Here is a 17,045-nt window from a genome sequence, read left to right on the forward strand (position 1 = left end):
AACGGTCACGTCGGCGAACTCCCTCGGTGGGTCAGTACCGGCCGGTCGCCGGCGTGCGCGCGGCCGGGATCCGGTACGTCCAGTGGGGTTCCCGGCGTTCCCGCCGCGACCGCCGGACCAGGACCAGCAGCCACAGCACGCCGATCGACGCGATCACGCCCAACCCCACCCAGGTCGTCACGGTGTACACCGTCGTCACGTCGGCGGGCGGGACGACCAGGCCGCGCGGTTCGAACTGCGCCACCTGCCCGTACAGCACCAGGGTGATCACGAGCGCGATGGCCGACATCGAGTCCCACAGCGCGTGCAGCAGCGCGACGCCGAGGAACGCGAGCGCCAGGCGCAGGCTCAGCACGAAGTGTTCGCGCGTGCTCCACGCGAACAGCAGCCCGCCCAGGATGGCGGTCCACAGCCCGTGCCCGACCGGGGCGAGCAGCCCGCGCAGCAGTTCGGTCGTGACCAGGTCGTCCAGCGACAGGCCGCGCGCGGTGAACAGCGACGTGAGCGCGTAGCCCGCGGATTCGAAGGCGGAGAAGCCGAAGCCGACCGTCGCACCCAGGATGATCCCGTCCCGCATGGACTTCACGGCCAGCCCGCGGGTCAGCAGGGCGAGGGCGACCAGCTTGACCGCCTCCTCGATCAGCCCGACCCCGACGTACAGCCACATCGACGGGTACAGCAGGTAGGTCTCCAGCACCGAAGCGCCGAGGACGCCGAGCACCCCGCCGACGAAGAAGGTCCGGAACACCAGCTCGGAGGTGATCTCCCCGGAGTCACGGCGCTCGAACGCCCACGCCACGAACGTCACCGGGACCAGGAAGCTGCCGAGCAGCACGAGCGTCGGCAGCAGGTTCGGGTTGCCGGTCGCGTACGTCACGACGACCGACAGCACCCACAGCAGCAGGCCGATCGCGAAGATCTGCAACCACGCCCGCCGGTGGTGGCGGCTCACGGTGGTCATCGGCGCCTCCCGAACCGCTCGCCGCGGCCGGTGGCCGCGGTGTCGACGAACGCGCGGAACCGGGCGGGGGAGCCGGGTTCGGCGACGCCGTCGAACCCCTGCGGGCAGCGCAGCGCCGCCCACCGCGGCTGTCCGCCTTCGGCGTCGACGCGGTACAGCGCGAAGATCTCGGCGAGTGGCTCGTCGTCCAGCTCGTACAGCACGGGTGGGGTCAGCCCGATCAGCTCCAGCTCGCCGCCCGCGGCCGTCAGCCGCTCGCCGAAGCGGCGCAGCAGGCCGAGCAGGTCGTCGCCGGGCTGCTCGACCCCGGACAGGTCGACGACGAAGTTCCGGGAGCCCGCGTGGACGAGCCCGGCCAGGTACCCGGCGAGGGTCCGCAACGCCGGTGCGTCCGCCCGCCCGGAGATCGCGACGACGGTGTAGCTCCCGGGGTGCAGGGTGGAGCTGATGGTGAGTTCGTGCTTCGGCGCCACCTGGCCGATCAGCCGGTCCAGTTCCGTGAGCGCGAGGGAAAGCCTGGTGGTCATGGGAGTCCTCCCGGTTCGGCGAGTTCTTGTGCGAGGCGCTCGTGCACCAGCCGGACGGCCATCGCCCCTTCACCCGCCGCCGAGGCCACCCGCTTCACCGAGCCGTGCCGGACGTCGCCGACGGCGAACACGCCGGGGCTGCTCGTTTCGAGCGGCAACGGCGCGTGGGAGCCTCCCGCGTCCGCGCCCGTGAGCACGAACCCGTCCTCGTCGAGCGCGACGTGGCCGGACAGCCAGCGCGTGTGGGGCGCCGCGCCGATGAAGACGAACAACGCGCGGGCGGCGAGCCGGTGCCGCTCGCCGGTGCGGTTGTCCTCGACCTCGACGCCCGACATCGTCTTGCCGTCCTCGTCGACGTCGCGGACTTCGGTGTGCAGGTGGACCTGGATCCGCGGGTGCCGCTCGACCTGGTCGACCAGGTACCGCGACATGTCCGCGCCGAGGTCGCCGCCGCGCACCAGCAGGTGCACCACGGGCGAGGACTGCGCCAGGAACACCGCGGCCTGCCCCGCGGAGTTGCCGCCGCCGACCACCGCGACCGGGTCGGCCTGGCACTGCCGGGCCTCCTGCGGGGTCGCGGCGTAGTACAGGCAGGTGCCTTCCAGGTGTTCGAGCCGGGGGAGGGGCAGCCGCCGGTACCGGGCGCCGGTCGCGATGATCACCGTCCGGGTGACGATTTCGGTGCCGTCGTCGAAGCCCACCGCGTACAGCCCGCCCTGCGGGGTGAGCGTGCGGGCCTCACCCGGAACCACGACCCGGACGCCGAACTTGTCCGCCTGGATCACCGACCGCTCGGCCAGTTCCGCCCCCGAGATCCCGGACGGGAAGCCGAGGTAGTTCTCGATCCGGGACGTCGTGCCCGCCTGCCCGCCCGCGGCGACGGCGTCGAACGCCGACGTGGCCAATCCTTCGGAGGCCGCGTAGACCACGGCCGCGAGCCCGCCGGGCCCGGCGCCGACCACGAGCACGTCGCGCACGCCGACCGGGAGCTCCTCGTGCCGCAGCCCCATCGCGGACGCCAGTTCGGTGTTGCTGGGGTTGCGCAGCACCCCGGCGCCGGGCAGCACCACCACCGGGGTTTCGTCGACGGTGACGCCGAGCCGGCGCAGCAGCTCCTCGGCTCCGCGGTCCTTGTCGAGGTCGTCCAGCCGGTACGGGAGGCGGTTGCGGGCCACGAACTCCAGCAGCCGCCGGGTGTCCGGTGAGTAGCACGAGCCGACGATCCGCAGCCCGTCGCCGGAGCCGATGATGACCGCGCGGCGGGCGAAGTAGGCGTGCAGGATCAGATCGCCCAGGACCGGGTCGGACAGGACCAGCTGCCTCAGCTTGCCGGCTCCGATGGCGAGCACCTCGCCGGGTTCCGCGGCGACGGCGGTGAAGAACGACGGCTGTCCTTCGAGCAGGCCCAGCTCGCCGAGGAACCGGCCCGGCCCGTGCACCCGCACGGTTCTGGTTTCGTCGCCTTCGCGGTGCTGGATGGCGACCTTGCCGCTCAGGACGACGTAGAAGTCCGTGTCCCGGTCCCCTTGCGCGTAGAGCACGTCCCCCGGCCGCACCGGCCGCCGCTCGCCCGCGTCCGAGAGCTTCTCGATCTGCTCGCGGGTCAGCCGGGGGAACGCGCCGTGCGGATCCGGGGTCTCGACGAGGTCCTGCGCCGCGACCGTCATACGAACGCCTCGTGCACGTAGCACCAGCGCCAGTTCTCCCCGGGCTCGAACGAGCGCACGATGGGGTGGCCGATGGCGTGGGCGTGCCGGCTCGCGTGCTTCATCGGGGACGAGTCGCAGCAGCCGACGTGCCCGCAGGTCAGGCACAGCCGCAGGTGCACCCACGCGGTCCCGGCCGCGAGGCACTCCTGGCAGCCCTGGGGTGTCCGGGGCACCACGTCCCGGACGAGGGCCAGGTGCGGGTCGATGACGGTGGTCATTTGTTCGCCTCCTCGGGCGAGTCCAGTGCTTGGTCGAGCCAGTCGCGCAGCACGTTCTCCGGTGCCGCGCCGGCTTGCCGCCGGACGACCTCGCCGTGGCGGAGCACCAGCAGGGTCGGCACGGCCATGACCTCGAACCGGCGCGCCACGCCCGGCGCCCGGTCGACGTCCACTTTGACGAGCTTCACCTTCCCGGCCCGCGCACGGGCGAGCCGGTCCAGCGCCGGGCTCACCGACCGGCACGGGCCGCACCAGGTGGCCCACAGGTCGACGAGCACCGGGAGGCCCGCCTGCTCGGCGATCGGCGCGAAGTCGTCGTCGCCCGCGTCGACCACCCACGGCAGCGGCCGGTGGCAGTGGCCGCACTTCGGCGATCCGTCCGCGGCGGCCGGAATCCGGTTGGTCTTCCCGCAGTGTTCGCAGGTGACGGTGACGGTCTTCATGCCGCCTCCGCCACGGGGGCCCGGAAGTCGACGGTCAGGTCGCCGTCGACCGCGTCGACCACGATCACCAGGCCCTCGGTCAGCTCGCCGCGCAGCAGCGCGCGCCCGATCCGCGTCTCGACCTCGTGGGAGATGTAGCGGCGCAACGGCCGGGCGCCGTACACCGGGTCGAACCCGCGCTCGGCGATGAACCGCCGGGCGTTTTCGGTCAGCTCCACCGTGACGCCCTGCTCGGCCAGCCGGCGGCGCAGCTGGTCGAACTGCAGGTCCACGATCCGCTCGATCTCCGTGAGCCCCAGCGGGGTGAACAGCACGATGTCGTCGAGGCGGTTGAGGAACTCGGGCCGGAAGTGGTGCCGCAGCTCCGCCAGCACCGCCTCGCGGGCTTCCGCCTTGATCTCCCCGGACGACGTGACGCCGTCGAGCAGGTGCTGCGAGCCGATGTTGGACGTCATGATGATCACCGTGTTGCGGAAGTCGACCAGCCGGCCCTGCGCGTCGGTGATCCGGCCGTCGTCGAGCACCTGCAGCAGCGTGTTGAACACGTCCGGGTGCGCCTTTTCGATCTCGTCGAACAGCACCACCGAGTACGGCCTGCGCCGCACGGCTTCGGTGAGCTGGCCGCCCTCGTCGTAGCCGACGTACCCCGGCGGCGCGCCGAGCAGCCGCGAGACCGTGTGCCGCTCCTGGTACTCGCTCATGTCGAGCCGGACCATGTTGTCCTCGCTGTCGAACAGTGCCGCCGCCAGGGTTTTCGCCAGCTCGGTCTTCCCGACGCCGGTCGGGCCGAGGAAGAGGAACGACCCGATCGGCTTGCGCGGGTCGCGGATGCCCGACCGGGCGCGGATGATCGCGTCGGCGACCAGCCGGACGGCCTCGTCCTGGCCGATGACCCGCTCGTGCAGGATCTCATCCAGCCGCAACAGCTTCTCGCGTTCGCCCTCCTGCAGCCGGGAAACCGGGATGCCGGTCCACTGCGAGACGATCTCGGCGATCTCGTCCTCGGTGACGACCTCGCGCAGCAACCGCTTCTCGCCCTGCTTGCTCGCCAGCCGCTCCTCTTCGGCTTCGAGCTGGCGTTCCAGCTCGCGGATCTCGCCGTAGCGCAGCTCGGCGGCGCGGTTGAGGTCGTAGTTCCGTTCCGCCTCTTCGGCTTCGTGGCGGACCCGCTCCAGTTCGGACCGCAGCTCCTGCACGCGCCGGATCGCCTGGCGTTCGGCGTCCCACTGCGCCTTCTTGGCGTCGGTTTCGGCCCGCAGGTCCGCCAGCTCCCGGCGCAGCTCTTCCAGCCGCGACTTGCTCGCCTTGTCGGTTTCCTTGGCCAGCGCGGCTTCTTCGATCTCCAGCCGCGTCAGCCGCCGGGTCAGCTCGTCGAGTTCGGCGGGCATCGAGTCGATTTCCGTGCGCAGCCGCGCGCACGCCTCGTCGACGAGGTCGATCGCCTTGTCCGGCAGGAACCGGTCGCTGATGTAGCGGTGCGACAGCACGGCCGCGGCGACGAGCGCAGCGTCCTGGATCTTGACGCCGTGGAACACCTCGAGCCGTTCGCGCAGCCCGCGCAGGATGGAGATGGTGTCCTCGACGGCCGGTTCGGGCACGACGACCGGCTGGAATCGCCGTTCCAGCGCGGCGTCCTTCTCGATGTGCTTGCGGTACTCGTCCAGCGTGGTCGCGCCGATCATGTGCAGTTCGCCGCGGGCCAGCATCGGCTTGAGCATGTTGCCGGCGTCCATCGCACCCTCGGTGGCGCCCGCGCCGACGATCGTGTGCAGCTCGTCGACGAACAGGATGATCCGGCCCTCGGCGGCCTTGACCTCGCCGAGCACGGCCTTGAGCCGCTCTTCGAACTCGCCGCGGTACTTGGCCCCGGCCACCAGCGCGCTCATGTCGAGCGAGAAGATCGTCCGGTCCCGCAGGCCCTCCGGAACGTCGCCGCGCACGATCCGCTGCGCCAGCCCCTCCACGATCGCGGTCTTGCCGACGCCGGGATCGCCGACGAGCACCGGGTTGTTCTTCGTCTTGCGCGAGAGGATCTGGACGACGCGGCGGATCTCGGTGTCGCGCCCGATCACCGGGTCGAGCTTGCCGGCGCGCCCGTCGGCGACCAGGTCCCGGCCGTACTTTTCCAGTGCCTCGTAGGCACCCTCCGGCGTCGCCGACGTGACGCGCTGGTTGCCGCGGACCTTCGTCAGCGCGGTCAAGAAGGAGTCGCGGGTCACGCCGTGGTCGCGCAGGATCCGCCCGGCCGCCGACGCCGTCCCCTCCTCGGCCAGCGCCAGGACCAGGTGCTCGACGGAGACGTACTCGTCCTTGAGCCGCCGGGCTTCCCGCTCCGCCGCGTCGAGCAGCCCGGCCAGCCGCCGGGTGACGTAGACCTGCCCCGGCTGGGCGCCGGGCCCGGTCACCTTCGGCCGCCGGGCCAGCTCGGCCTCGACGGCGGCGCGCAGCGCGTCGACGTCCGCGCCGGTCTGCGCCAGCAGCCGCGGGACGAGCCCCTCGGGCTGGTCGAGCAGCGCGAGCAGCAGGTGCTCGCCGTCGGTTTCGGTGTGGCCGAGGCGGCCGGCGACGCTCTGGGCCTCCTGCAGCGCTTCCTGCGACTTCTGGGTCAGCTTGCTCATGTCCATCGCCGGGGGCTCCTGACTCGGGCTTCGAGGACGTCGATGCGGTCGAGCAGGTCCAGCACCAGCCCGAGCGCGGCGTAGTTGACCGGCAGCGTGGCGCGCAACCGCTGGATCCGGGCCACTCTGGCCACAGTGGACAGTGGGAAGCACGGGCGTCCGTTCGCGTCCCGGGTCGTCTCCACCAGGCCGAGGGCCGCGAACCGGCGGAGCAGCTCGGGGTGCAGCCCGGTCCGCGCGGCCACGGTCTCGAGGTCGAGCCGCGCCGGGCGGACGAGCACGTACCGCGCCATCAGGTCCTCCTGGGATCGAAGTCGGACACCGCGGCGAGCTCTTCGAACAGCTCGCGTTCGCGCTTGGTCGGGCGTTTCGGCACCATGATCCGGACCTCGGCGTAGAGGTCACCGGGCTTGCCCTTCGGGTTCGGCATGCCCTCCCCGCGCAGCCGGAGCCGCCGCCCGCTGGACGACCCGGCCGCGACGCGCGCCTTCACCTCGCCGCCGGGGGTGGTGATCGGGACCGTTGCCCCGAGCGCGGCCTCCGACGGCGTCACCGGCAGTGTCACGTGGATGTCGCGCCCGTCCAGGCGGTACCGGCGGTCCGGCCGGATGCGGACGACCAGGTACAGGTCGCCGGGGGCGGCGTTGCCGGAGCCGCGCCCGCCCTGCCCGGCCAGCCGGATGCGCTGCCCGTCGAGCACCCCCGGCGGGATCTTCACATCGTATTCGCGGTCGCCGCCGAAGTTCAGGTGCCGCTGCCCGCCGCGGTAGGCCTCCTCGACGGTCAGCTCGAGCTCGGCCTCCTGGTCCGCGCCCGGCACCGGGCCGCCGCGCCCCCGGCCGGCGAAGAGACCGCCGAGGAGGTCTTCGAGGTCGACACCCTCGAACCCTTCGAACCCACTTCCGTCGAATCCGCTGCCGGAGGTGCTGTAGCGGACCCGGCCGCCGCCGCGCGGTCCGGCGCCGGCGCCGGCGCGCTGCTCCCAGTCGTCGGGCACCTGCCGGAAGTCCGCGCCGAACCGGTCGTACTTGCGCCGCTGCTCCGGGTCGGACAGCACCTGGTAGGCCTCGCTGACCTCCTTGAACCGGTCTTCGGCCTGCGGGTCCTTGTTGACGTCCGGGTGGTTCTCGCGGGCGAGCTTCCGGTACGCCCGCTGGATCTCCTCGGTGCCGGCGTCCCGGCCGACCCCGAGCGCGGCGTAGAAGTCCCGTGCCACGCGCTCACCCCCGCGACTTGGCCACGGCGACCGCGGCCGGCCGCAGCTGCCCGCCGCCGGTCCCGTACCCGGGCCGGACCACCCTGGTCACCGTGTTCGGTTCGGCGCCCGGCTCGTCGACGACCGCGACCACCTCGTGCCGGGCCGGGTCGAACGGGACGCCGTTCTCGGCGTCCCGCTCGTACCCGAGGCCGGCCAGCAGCTGCACGGCCTGGTCGCGGATGGCCAGCACGCCCTGCACGACGGCGGTGGGGTCGGCCTCGGCGTGCGAGAGCGCCAGTTCCAGGTTGTCGACGACGGGGAGGAAGGCCGCGGCGACCCGGGCCCGTTCGGCCGCGCGCTCGGCGCGCAGCTCCGCCGCGTGCCGCTTGCGCAGGTTGTCGGCGTCGGCCATCGCCCGGCGCCAGCGGTCCTCGCATTCGGCCGCCTTCGCCTCGAGCTCGGCGGTCCGGTCCGGCCCCACCGCCGGGACGGGTGCGTCCTGGGGGCCGGACTCGGCACCCGTCCCGGCGGCGTCCACGGAGGATGTCCCCGGCTCCGTGGATTTTCCTGTGGTGGCCATGGTTTCCTCACGCCCGATCGAAGTCGGCGTCGATCACGTCGTCGTCCTCGGCCGGCTCTCGCTGCTGCGGCGGACCGCCGTCCCCGCCCGGCCGGGCCGCGGTGAGCCCGGCCAGCACCTGCTGCAGTTCCGAGGTCAGCTCGCGCACCCGGTCCAGCGGCGCGTTCGACTGGACGGCTTCGCGGGCGTCGGTGATCAGCATTTCCGCGCGCGCCTTCTCGTGCGCCGGTGTCTGGTCGGTGATCGCCTTCTCGGCCTGGTAGGCGACGCTGTCCAGCAGGTTGCGCGCCTCGACCTCCTCGCGCAGGCGTTCGTCGTCGGCGCGGTTGCGCTCGGCTTCGCTGACCATCCGCTCGATCTCGGACTTGTCGAGGTTCGAGCTCTCGGTGATCGTGATGCCCTGCTCGGCGCCGGTGTCCTTGTCGCGCGCGGTGACGTTGACGATGCCGTTCGCGTCGACGTCGAAGGTCACCTCGACCTGCGGCTCGCCGCGCGGGGCCGGCCGGATGTCCTTGAGCTGGAACCGCCCGAGCACCCGGTTGTCGGCCGCGCGCTCGCGCTCGCCCTGCAGCACCACGATGTCGACGGCGGGCTGGTTGTCCTCCGCGGTGGAGAACACCTCCGTGCGCCGCGCCGGGATCGTCGTGTTCCGCTCGATGATCTTCGTCATCACGCCGCCGCGGGTTTCCACGCCCAGGGACAGCGGGGTGACGTCGAGCAGCAGGACGTCCTTGACCTCGCCCTTGAGCACCCCGGCCTGCACGGCGGCGCCGAGGGCGACGACCTCGTCCGGGTTGACGCTCATGTTCGGGTCCTTGCCGTTCGTCAACCGGCGGACCAGGCTCTGCACGGCGGGGATCCGGGTCGAACCGCCGACGAGGATGACCTCGTCGATGTCGTTCGCGCTGACCTTGGCGTCGGCCATCGCCTGCCGCACCGGGCCGAGGCAGCGCTCCACCAGGTCGGCGGTGATCTGCTCGAACTCCGAGCGACGGACGGTCGCGGTCAGGTGCTTCGGCCCGCTCGCGTCGGCGGTGATGAACGGCAGGTTGACACTCGTCTGGGCGACCGACGACAGCTCGACCTTGGCCTTCTCCGCCGCCTCGAACAGCCGCTGCAGCGCCTGCGCGTCCTGCCGCAGGTCGATGCCGTTGTCCGCGGCGAACTTGTCGGCGAGGAAGTCGACGAGCCTGCGGTCGAAGTCGTCGCCGCCGAGGTGGCTGTCGCCCGCGGTGGCCCGCACCTCGACCACGCCGTCGCCGACGTCGAGCAGGCTCACGTCGAACGTGCCGCCGCCGAGGTCGAAGACCAGCACGGTCTCGTGCTGCTGCGAGTCCAGCCCGTAGGCCAGCGCGGCGGCGGTCGGCTCGTTGATGATCCGCAGGACGTTCAGCCCGGCGATCTTGCCGGCGTCCTTGGTCGCCTGCCGCTGGGCGTCGTTGAAGTACGCGGGCACGGTGATCACGGCCTCGGTCACCCGCTCGCCGAGGTGCTTGCCGGCGTCGTCGGCCAGCTTGCGCAGCACCTGCGCGCTGATCTCCTCCGGCGAGTAGAGCTTGCCGCGGATGTCGAAGCGGACGACGCCGCCCTCGCCCTCGACGACGTCGAACCCGACCGCCTTGGCCTCGTCGGACACTTCGTCGAACTTGCGGCCGATGAACCGCTTCGCCGAGTAGATGGTGCCCTTCGGGTTGAGGATCGCCTGGCGGCGGGCGAGCTGCCCGACCAGCCGTTCACCGCTTTCGGTGAACCCGACCACCGACGGGGTGGTCCGGGCTCCTTCCGAGTTGGGGATGACCCGCGGCTCACCGGCTTCCCAGACGGCGATCACCGAGTTGGTGGTGCCGAGGTCGATCCCGACCGCCTTGGCCATCACACACCCCCCGGCGCCGGGGGCAGCTGCGCCAGCAGCGCCCGGGCGTCGTCGGCGACTTCGGCGTCCGCGACGACCTCGTAGCGGGTGGGGGTCATCGCGCGGACCGACGCGAAGTCCCGGCGGCCGCCCTGCAGCGCGTGTGCGACCAGCCCGAAGATCGCCCCGACGACCGCGCCGAAGACCAGCCCGTAGAGGGCGAGCGTCAGCGTGGCGAGGACCGGGGTGAACCAGTTGAACAGGCCGAACAGCCACCCGATCAGGAGCCCGCTCAGCGCTCCGGAACCGGCGCCGCGGAGGGCGGCGCCGCCGAGGCCGAGCCGGCCGATGACCTGCTCGACCAGCTGCACGTCACGGCCGATGATGGCGGTCCGCTGGACCGGAAATCCTTGGTCCGAAAGGTAGTCCACGGCGCGCTCGGCGTCGCGGTAGTCGTCGTAGGACGCGATCGGGACGCGTTCGGGAGCGTGGCGTGGGGTAGGCGCGGTCGCGCCCGGCTGTGCGGTCATGGCTCGCCTCCGGTTGTTCGCGTGGTGTTCGGTCCGGGCTCGGGCGGGCGACCGGATCGTCCCAACGGGAGTGTCCGGTCGGAACCGATTCCGCGGGATTTGCCCTGCGGGCAGGCTTTCCGCACGCCACGCCGGGTGTTCGGCGACGGCTGAGCCTTTCCGACGTGTTCCACCGTGGCAAAGGCACGCCCGGCCCGCGTGCGCCCCGCAGGCCGAATTTCCGGAAGCCTTGTCGGCCCGGCAGCACAGATCACGACGGCGTAGGGTGCGAATCAGCAGGTCGGTGGCGGGGAGGCCGGAATGACGCCCGAAGACGATGCGGTTCCACCCGGCAACGAAGCCAAGACGGACAGCTGGTGGCTGGCCCAGTTGTCGAATCTCTACGGCCTGTTCGCGATTTCGATGATGATGTTCGACGGCCGCGACGCGGCGGACATTCTTCGGCTCGCCGCGGCCTCCGTTTCGTCGTTGATTGGTTGCACAACCGATGCGGCTTACCTTGTCGACGAGGACGGAACGGTCACCCCGCAGAATGGTGCGGAAAAGGCGCATCCCGATCTCGGCGCGGCCGTCGGCAAGCTCGACGGGCAGAGCGGGCGGATCGAGCTGTCCGACGGCCAGTGGCGCTGGTGCTACGCGCTGCGCGGGCTGGGCGGCCTGACCGGCATCCTCGTGGTCCGGGCCGAGCGGCCCCCATCGCATGACGAGAACTTCCTGCTCAGCTCGCTCTGCCAGCAGGCGGCCGCGGCGCTGGCCAACTCGGCGCTGCTCAAGCGGGAGCGGCGGCAGTCGGTCGCGCTGCGGGAGCTCAACGGGCAGCTTTCCACGTCGGTGGAGCGGCTCAAGCAGCAGAAGCTGGTGCACGACGTGCTGTCCACCATCTCCGCCTCCGGGGCCGGCGAGCCGGGCATCGCGCACGCGCTGCACCAGCTGACCGCGCTGCCCGTAGCGATTGAGGATCGATTCGGCAACCTGCGCGCGTGGGGTGGCCCCGGCCGGCCGGACCCGTACCCGAAGGTCGCGGTGCACCGGCGCGAGGAGCTGCTGCGGCGCGCCGCGACCCGGTCCGAGCCGATCCGCGTCAAGGACCGGCTCGTCTCCCTGGTGCGGCCGCGGCACGAGGTGCTCGGCGTGCTCGCCCTGATCGACCCCGGGCGGATCGCGGGCGCGGACCAGGGTCTTCGCCCTCGAATACGGCTCCACCGTGCTGGCGCTGGAACTGTCACACCAGCGCAGCCTGGCCGAGGCCGAGCTGCGCCTGCACCGCGACCTGGTGGACGACCTCGTCGCCGGGACCGACGACGGAAGCGCTTACGCACGGGCCGAGGCGATCGGGCACGACCTGCGCCGCCCGCACCACGTGGTCGTGCTGCGGTGGTCCGGCGACCTCGCCGACGACGTGGTCACCGAGGCCACGGGCCGCGCGGTGGCGGCGCTCGGGCTCGCCACGCTCGTGTCGCGCCATTCGGGCTCGGTGGTGCTGCTGGTCGCCGGGCGGCCGGACGGGGCGGCACTGTACGCCTCGCTGTCGGAAAGCCTCGGTGCCGACGGGGCGATCGGCATCGGCAGCCGCTGCGACACCCCGGGACGGCTGCCCAAGTCCTACGCCGAAGCGGTGCGGGCAGTGCAGATCCGGCGCAGCTCACAGAGCCCGAACGGCTTCACCACGTTCGAGCAGCTGGGGATCTACCGCATCCTCGACACCGGGCAGAACCACGGCGACGTCGTCGAGTTCGTCCGCGAGTGGCTCGGGAAGCTGCTCGACTACGACACCCACCGCAACGCCGATCTGGTCGCGACGCTCGCGCAGTACCTCGAATGCGGCGGCAGCTACGACGACACCGCCGCCGCGCTGATGATCCACCGCAGCACCCTGCGCTACCGGCTCGGCCGGATCCGGGAGATCACCGAACTGGACCTCAACGACGTGGACAGCAGGCTGAACCTGCACCTGGCCACCCGGGTGTGGCAGGTGCTGCGCGGATCGCCGTGACCACCCCCGCCGCACGGACGTGTGATCGGCTCCTCGGCGGGTACGCGACCGCGAAAGCACCCGCGCGAAGGGAGTTACCGTGGTACAGCACGAGAAGTGGCTGACCGCCGTCGAAGACGTGGCCGAGCTGGATGATCCGGACGAAGCCAAGGCCGTACTCACCGCCGTCGTCGCCGCGCTCGCCCGGTGCCTGCCGGACACCGGGCGCGAGTGGCTGGCCGGCCGGCTGCCGAGTCCCGAGGCCGGGCCGGTGCGGGATGCCGGACCGGCGAACCTGGAGTCGGGCACCGACGTCGAAGCGGCGGTGGCCCGGCGGCTGCGGACCACGCCCGAGCGGGGCCGCTACCTGACCCAGGCCGTCCTGACCGCGCTGACCCGGACCGATCCCGCGCTCGCCGAGGAGCTTCGCGGACGGCTCCCGCGCGCTGTCGTCGAGACCCTCAGGCCCGCGGGCGAGTCGCCCCGCGACGCGGCGAGTCACCGGCCGGAGGTCCCGACGCGGCTGACGGACGAAGAGGTGGCCCGCGGCCTGCGCCACCTGACCGGGTGGTCGGGGGACCGGCACGGGATCGAGCGCACGGTGGAGCTGCCCGCCGACCGGATCACGCCGCTGGTCGAGCGCGTCCAGCGCGAGGCGCGGGCGATGAACGACCACGCCCACGTCGAGCAGGTGGACGGAGGTGTGACCTTCCGGTTGCTGACCACTCGTGAAGGAGTCGTCACCGAGCCGGACCTGTGGCTGGCCGAGCGGATCGACGAGGTCGTCGCCGCCGTCGGGTCCGGGGGACGACCTGGTTGAGCGCGGCCGGAGCTGGCTACCCGGTTCTCATGGACAATTCCGAGAACTGGTGGCGCGACGCCGTCGTCTACGAGGTCTACCCCCGCAGCTTCGCCGACGCGAACGGGGACGGCACCGGCGATCTCGCGGGCCTGCGCGCGCGGCTCGGCTACCTGGCAGACCTGGGCGTGGACGCCGTGTGGACGACGCCCTTCTACCGCTCGCCGATGGTCGACGGTGGCTACGACATCGAGGACCACCGGGCCGTCGACCCGCTGTTCGGGACCGACGCGGACGCCCTCGAGCTGATCGCCGAGGTGCACCGGGCCGGGCTGCGGCTGCTGATCGACGTCGTGCCGAACCACACCTCCGACCGCCACCGGTGGTTCCGGGCCGCGCTGGCCGCCGGGCCCGGTTCGCCCGAACGGGCGCGGTACCACTTCCGGCCGGGGCGCGGCGACGACGGCGAGCTGCCGCCGACCGACTGGCGCAGCGTCTTCGGCGGTCCCGCGTGGCGGCGCGTGCCGGACGGCGAGTGGTACCTGCACCTGTTCGCGCCCGAACAGCCGGACCTGAACTGGGCCCACCCGGACGTGCGCGCCGAGTACGAGTACCTGCTGCGGTTCTGGTTCTCCCGCGGGGTCGACGGCGTCCGCATCGACGTCGCCCACGGCCTGGTGAAAGACTCGGCGTTCCCCGATCTGGGCACCGGCCACGAAGATCTGATGGCACCGCCGGACCGCATCCGGCACCCGCACTGGGACCTCGAGGGCGTGCACGGGATCTACCGGTCGTGGCGCAAGGTCGCGGACGAGTTCGGCCCGGACCGGGTGTTCGTCGCCGAAGCCTGGGTCGCGAAGCCGGAGCGGCTGGCGTGCTACGTCCGCCCGGGCGAGCTGCACACCGCGTTCAACTTCGACTTCCTGCGCTGTTCTTGGGACGCCGGAGCGCTGCGCTCGGTGATCGACTGCACGGTGCACGCCGTGCACGCGGTGGGGGCGCCCGCCACCTGGGTGCTGTCCAACCACGACGTCGTCCGGCACGTGACGCGGTTCGGCCGCGCGAACACCCGGATCGAGGACCACCCCTGCCCGTCCGAACCGGCCGATCTGCCGCTGGGCAGGCGGCGGGCCCGGGCGGCGCTGCTGCTGATGCTGGCCTTGCCCGGCGGCGCGTACCTCTACCAGGGCGAGGAACTCGGGCTGGAAGAGGTCGAGGACCTGCCCGACGACGTGCTCACCGACCCGACGTGGGAGCGCTCCGGTCACACCCAGCGGGGCCGGGACGGCTGCCGGGTGCCGCTGCCGTGGTCGGGAACGGTGCCGCCGTTCGGCTTCACCGGCGACGGCGTGCCGACGTGGCTGCCGCAGCCGGCCCGGTGGCGGGACCTGACCGTGCAGGCGCAGCGCGACGACCCCGAGTCGATGCTCTGCCTGTACCGCACCGCTCTCGCCGCGCGGCGAGAACACCCCGCGCTGGGGGACGGCACCATGACGTGGCTGCCCGCGCCGGAGGGCGTGCTGTCCTTCGCCCGTGAGCCGGGGTTCGAGTGCGTGGTCAACCTCTCCGCCGAGCCCGTCGAGCTGCCGGACAGTGCGCGGGTGCTGCTGGCCAGCGTGCCGCCGGAAGGCGGCCGCCTCCCGGTGGACGCCGCGGCGTGGCTGGTCAGGCGGTGACGAGCCGGAACCAGCGGTAGCCGTAGCCGGCGACGGCCACGTCCTCCGGGTCGATCCGGCCGTCGTAGCCGCTGTCCTCGAACACCGCCAGTGCCCGGTCGTCCGGCCCGGCCGGGATGCGGACCCGGCAGGCGGAGGGGCCGAGGTTGTGCACGAACACCATGCGGCCCTTCGCGGTCTCGGCCCGGTGCACCAGGACCTCCGCCCGGCCGCCGTCGACGGGTTCGTGCCTGCCGACGGCGATCTCCGGGCACTCCTTGCGGGTGTGCAGCACCCGCTCGAACCAGGTCAGCAGGCTGTTGGGGTCCCGGCGCTGGCCGAGGACGTTCACCCGTTCGAAGCCGAACGGCCCGCCTTCGACGAGCGGGGCGACCAGCTGCTCGGCCGCGGCGCGGGAGAACCCGCCGTTGGGCCCGTCGGACCACTGCATCGGCGTGCGGATCGCGGTGCGCTCGGGCAGCGCCAGGTCCTCGCCCATGCCGATCTCGTCGCCGTAGCGCAGCACGGGGCTGCCCGGCATGGTCAGCAGCAGGCTGTAGGCCAGTTCCAGGCGCCGCCGGTCGCCGTCCAGCATGCAGGCCAGCCTGCGCCGGATGCCGCGGTCGTAGAGCTGCATGTGGGGCTCGGGGCCGAACCGGCCGATCACGTCGCCGCGTTCGTCCGGGGACAGGCCGCCGAGGTCGACCTCGTCGTGGTTGCGCAGGAAGGTGGCCCACTGGGCCTGGGCGGGCAGCCGCGGTGAGCACCGCAACCGCTCCCGGACCGGCTCGGCGTCGCCGCGGGCCAGTGCGAGCATCAGGGCTTGGTTGAGCCGGAAGTCGAAGAGCATCGTCGCGCGGCTGGCCTGGTCGTCGGCGGTGCCGAAGTACTCCAGCAGGTCGTCCTCGGGCACGTTCGCCTCGGCGAGCAGCACGGCGTCCCCGCGTTGCCAGGAAGCGGTTTCCCGCAGCTGCCGCAGGAGACCGAAGTCCTGTCGCCCGCGTGACTCGATGAGGAACGGGGCCGCGTCGATCCGGAACCCCGCGACGCCGAGCCGCAGCCAGAAGGTGACGATCTTGGCCAGCTCGGCCCGCACCGCGGGGTGCTCGACGTCGAGTTCGGGCTGGAAGCGGTAGAACCGGTGCCGGTACCAGCGGCCGACGGCTTCGGCGTAGGTCCAGGTCTCCTCTTCGGAGCCGGGGAACACGGCGCCTTCCCACCGGTCGGCCGGTTCGCGGTCGGCCCACACGTACCAGTCGTGGTGCGGTGCCTCCCGGCCGGACAGGGCCGACCGGAACCACGGGTGCTCGTCGCTGGTGTGGTTGACGACCAGGTCGAGCACGATCCGGATACCGGTTTCGTCGGCCTGGCTCACGAGCTCGGCGAAATCCCGAGCGAGCCGAAGCGCGGGTCGATGCCGTAGTAGTCGGTGATGTCGTAGCCGCCGTCGCGGCGCGGGGAGGGGTGGCACGGGTTGAGCCAGATCGTGTTCACCCCGAGCCGGCCGAGGTAGTTCAGCCGGTCGGTGAGGCCGCACAGGTCACCGACGCCGTCGTCGTCGGAATCCTGAAAGGTCTCGATGTCGAGGGAATAGATCACCCCGTTGCGGTACCAGCGATCCACGGTGCGGCGGCTACCCGGCGGCCTCCGGGACAAACTCAGTCATGGGCCCGGGCGAGGTGCTGGCCGCGGAGGAGTGCGTAGAGGTGGTCCGGGTCGTGGGGGAGCGGGAATCCCGTGGCGCAGGCCCGTTCGGCGTCCTGGCGGATGCCGCGCAGCGCACCGGGTGACAGCTCGGGGACACCCGGGCCTTCGGTGCGCAGCCAGTCGAGCAGGTCGTCCCAGCTCGCCCAGTCACCGGCGGCGAGCACGGTGCCCACCGCGGCCCGGTCGAATTCTTCGGCACGCAGATCTTCGGTCGTCAGTTCGTCCTTTTCGGCCATGTCACGGGCGATACCCGGTGACTGCGGCGGCAAACGCCCG

17 protein-coding genes are annotated in these 17,045 nt (G+C 72.2%); 3 read left to right on the forward strand and 14 right to left on the reverse strand.

Annotated elements, in window-relative coordinates; all coding sequences use genetic code 11:
* Positions 1-31: 31 nt before the first annotated feature.
* From HUT10_RS45705 to HUT10_RS51540, 11 genes are read right to left on the reverse strand one after another with little or no spacing between them, the layout of a single operon-like run.
* Positions 32-961, reverse strand: a complete 930-nt coding sequence (locus tag HUT10_RS45705) for a PrsW family intramembrane metalloprotease (RefSeq protein WP_176176915.1) — start codon at positions 959-961, stop codon at positions 32-34.
* Positions 958-1,488, reverse strand: a complete 531-nt coding sequence (locus HUT10_RS45710; protein WP_176176916.1) for an STAS domain-containing protein — start codon at positions 1,486-1,488, stop codon at positions 958-960. Before HUT10_RS45710 ends, HUT10_RS45705 begins: the two co-directional genes overlap by 4 nt.
* Positions 1,485-3,155 (reverse strand): cyclic nucleotide-binding domain-containing thioredoxin-disulfide reductase, encoded by a 1,671-nt coding sequence (locus HUT10_RS45715; protein WP_176176917.1) that lies wholly within the window; start codon positions 3,153-3,155, stop codon positions 1,485-1,487. The genes HUT10_RS45710 and HUT10_RS45715 overlap by 4 nt, the downstream gene beginning before the upstream one ends.
* Entirely contained in the window at positions 3,152-3,415 is a 264-nt protein-coding gene (locus HUT10_RS45720) for a ubiquitin carboxyl-terminal hydrolase 14 (protein WP_176176918.1), read from the reverse strand. The genes HUT10_RS45715 and HUT10_RS45720 overlap by 4 nt, the downstream gene beginning before the upstream one ends.
* A complete protein-coding gene (trxA, locus tag HUT10_RS45725) occupies positions 3,412-3,858 on the reverse strand; it encodes a thioredoxin (RefSeq protein ID WP_176176919.1) in 447 nt (148 codons plus the stop codon). The genes HUT10_RS45720 and trxA overlap by 4 nt, the downstream gene beginning before the upstream one ends.
* The gene (gene clpB / locus HUT10_RS45730; protein WP_176176920.1) at positions 3,855-6,482 is read right to left on the reverse strand and encodes an ATP-dependent chaperone ClpB; all 2,628 of its coding nucleotides are present in this window, start codon (positions 6,480-6,482) and stop codon (positions 3,855-3,857) included. The genes trxA and clpB overlap by 4 nt, the downstream gene beginning before the upstream one ends.
* The gene (locus HUT10_RS45735) at positions 6,473-6,769 is read right to left on the reverse strand and encodes a chaperone modulator CbpM (RefSeq protein WP_176176921.1); all 297 of its coding nucleotides are present in this window, start codon (positions 6,767-6,769) and stop codon (positions 6,473-6,475) included. Before HUT10_RS45735 ends, clpB begins: the two co-directional genes overlap by 10 nt.
* Positions 6,769-7,692: a DnaJ C-terminal domain-containing protein gene (locus HUT10_RS45740; RefSeq protein WP_176176922.1), complete on the reverse strand. Its 924-nt coding sequence runs from the start codon at positions 7,690-7,692 to the stop codon at positions 6,769-6,771. The genes HUT10_RS45735 and HUT10_RS45740 overlap by 1 nt, the downstream gene beginning before the upstream one ends.
* A gap of 4 nt (positions 7,693-7,696) precedes the next feature.
* Positions 7,697-8,212 (reverse strand): nucleotide exchange factor GrpE, encoded by a 516-nt coding sequence (locus HUT10_RS45745; RefSeq protein ID WP_176176923.1) that lies wholly within the window; start codon positions 8,210-8,212, stop codon positions 7,697-7,699.
* Between the two features lie 49 nt (positions 8,213-8,261).
* Positions 8,262-10,127: a molecular chaperone DnaK gene (gene dnaK, locus HUT10_RS45750; protein ID WP_176176924.1), complete on the reverse strand. Its 1,866-nt coding sequence runs from the start codon at positions 10,125-10,127 to the stop codon at positions 8,262-8,264.
* Complete coding sequence (locus tag HUT10_RS51540) at positions 10,127-11,839, reverse strand: general stress protein (protein WP_254897319.1); 1,713 nt, start codon at positions 11,837-11,839, stop codon at positions 10,127-10,129. The genes dnaK and HUT10_RS51540 overlap by 1 nt, the downstream gene beginning before the upstream one ends.
* A gap of 1 nt (position 11,840) precedes the next feature.
* Here HUT10_RS51540 and HUT10_RS51545 point away from each other — a divergent pair, with 1 nt between their 5' ends.
* From HUT10_RS51545 to HUT10_RS45770, 3 genes are all read left to right on the forward strand, one after another.
* Positions 11,841-12,629 (forward strand): CdaR family transcriptional regulator, encoded by a 789-nt coding sequence (locus HUT10_RS51545; RefSeq protein ID WP_254897320.1) that lies wholly within the window; start codon positions 11,841-11,843, stop codon positions 12,627-12,629.
* Between the two features lie 79 nt (positions 12,630-12,708).
* Complete coding sequence (locus HUT10_RS45765; protein WP_254897321.1) at positions 12,709-13,428, forward strand: DUF2267 domain-containing protein; 720 nt, start codon at positions 12,709-12,711, stop codon at positions 13,426-13,428.
* A gap of 29 nt (positions 13,429-13,457) precedes the next feature.
* Positions 13,458-15,083, forward strand: coding sequence for a glycoside hydrolase family 13 protein (locus tag HUT10_RS45770; protein ID WP_176176926.1), 1,626 nt, complete (start codon positions 13,458-13,460; stop codon positions 15,081-15,083).
* On the opposite strand, the gene HUT10_RS45775 is transcribed toward HUT10_RS45770, so the two are convergent.
* Genes HUT10_RS45775 through HUT10_RS45780 form a run of 3 tightly spaced genes read right to left on the reverse strand, consistent with a single transcriptional unit; the run spans position 15,073 to position 17,005 of the window.
* Entirely contained in the window at positions 15,073-16,437 is a 1,365-nt protein-coding gene (locus HUT10_RS45775; protein ID WP_217709699.1) for an alpha-amylase family glycosyl hydrolase, read from the reverse strand. The two genes, HUT10_RS45770 and HUT10_RS45775, sit on opposite strands and share 11 nt — an antisense overlap.
* Positions 16,434-16,685, reverse strand: coding sequence for an alpha-amylase family glycosyl hydrolase (locus HUT10_RS50170; RefSeq protein ID WP_217709700.1), 252 nt, complete (start codon positions 16,683-16,685; stop codon positions 16,434-16,436). The genes HUT10_RS45775 and HUT10_RS50170 overlap by 4 nt, the downstream gene beginning before the upstream one ends.
* A 35-nt stretch (positions 16,686-16,720) precedes the next feature.
* A complete protein-coding gene (locus HUT10_RS45780) occupies positions 16,721-17,005 on the reverse strand; it encodes a hypothetical protein (RefSeq protein WP_176176927.1) in 285 nt (94 codons plus the stop codon).
* Positions 17,006-17,045: the final 40 nt, after the last annotated feature.

Origin of the sequence: Amycolatopsis sp. Hca4 (assembly GCF_013364075.1) — a bacterium.
Taxonomy (GTDB): Bacteria; Actinomycetota; Actinomycetes; order Mycobacteriales; family Pseudonocardiaceae; genus Amycolatopsis.

Excerpts from the sequence above, each read along its gene's own strand:
- HUT10_RS45720 (WP_176176918.1), bottom strand. The coding sequence starts at position 3,415 with ATGACCACCGTCATCGACCCGCACCTGGCCCTCGTCCGGGACGTGGTG.
- HUT10_RS45715 (WP_176176917.1), bottom strand. The coding sequence starts at position 3,155 with ATGACGGTCGCGGCGCAGGACCTCGTCGAGACCCCGGATCCGCACGGC.
- HUT10_RS45735 (WP_176176921.1), bottom strand. The coding sequence starts at position 6,769 with ATGGCGCGGTACGTGCTCGTCCGCCCGGCGCGGCTCGACCTCGAGACC.
- trxA (WP_176176919.1), bottom strand. The coding sequence starts at position 3,858 with ATGAAGACCGTCACCGTCACCTGCGAACACTGCGGGAAGACCAACCGG.
- HUT10_RS45770 (WP_176176926.1), top strand. The coding sequence starts at position 13,458 with ATGGACAATTCCGAGAACTGGTGGCGCGACGCCGTCGTCTACGAGGTC.
- HUT10_RS45710 (WP_176176916.1), bottom strand. The coding sequence starts at position 1,488 with ATGACCACCAGGCTTTCCCTCGCGCTCACGGAACTGGACCGGCTGATC.
- HUT10_RS45780 (WP_176176927.1), bottom strand. The coding sequence starts at position 17,005 with ATGGCCGAAAAGGACGAACTGACGACCGAAGATCTGCGTGCCGAAGAA.
- HUT10_RS45705 (WP_176176915.1), bottom strand. The coding sequence starts at position 961 with ATGACCACCGTGAGCCGCCACCACCGGCGGGCGTGGTTGCAGATCTTC.
- dnaK (WP_176176924.1), bottom strand. The coding sequence starts at position 10,127 with ATGGCCAAGGCGGTCGGGATCGACCTCGGCACCACCAACTCGGTGATC.
- clpB (WP_176176920.1), bottom strand. The coding sequence starts at position 6,482 with ATGGACATGAGCAAGCTGACCCAGAAGTCGCAGGAAGCGCTGCAGGAG.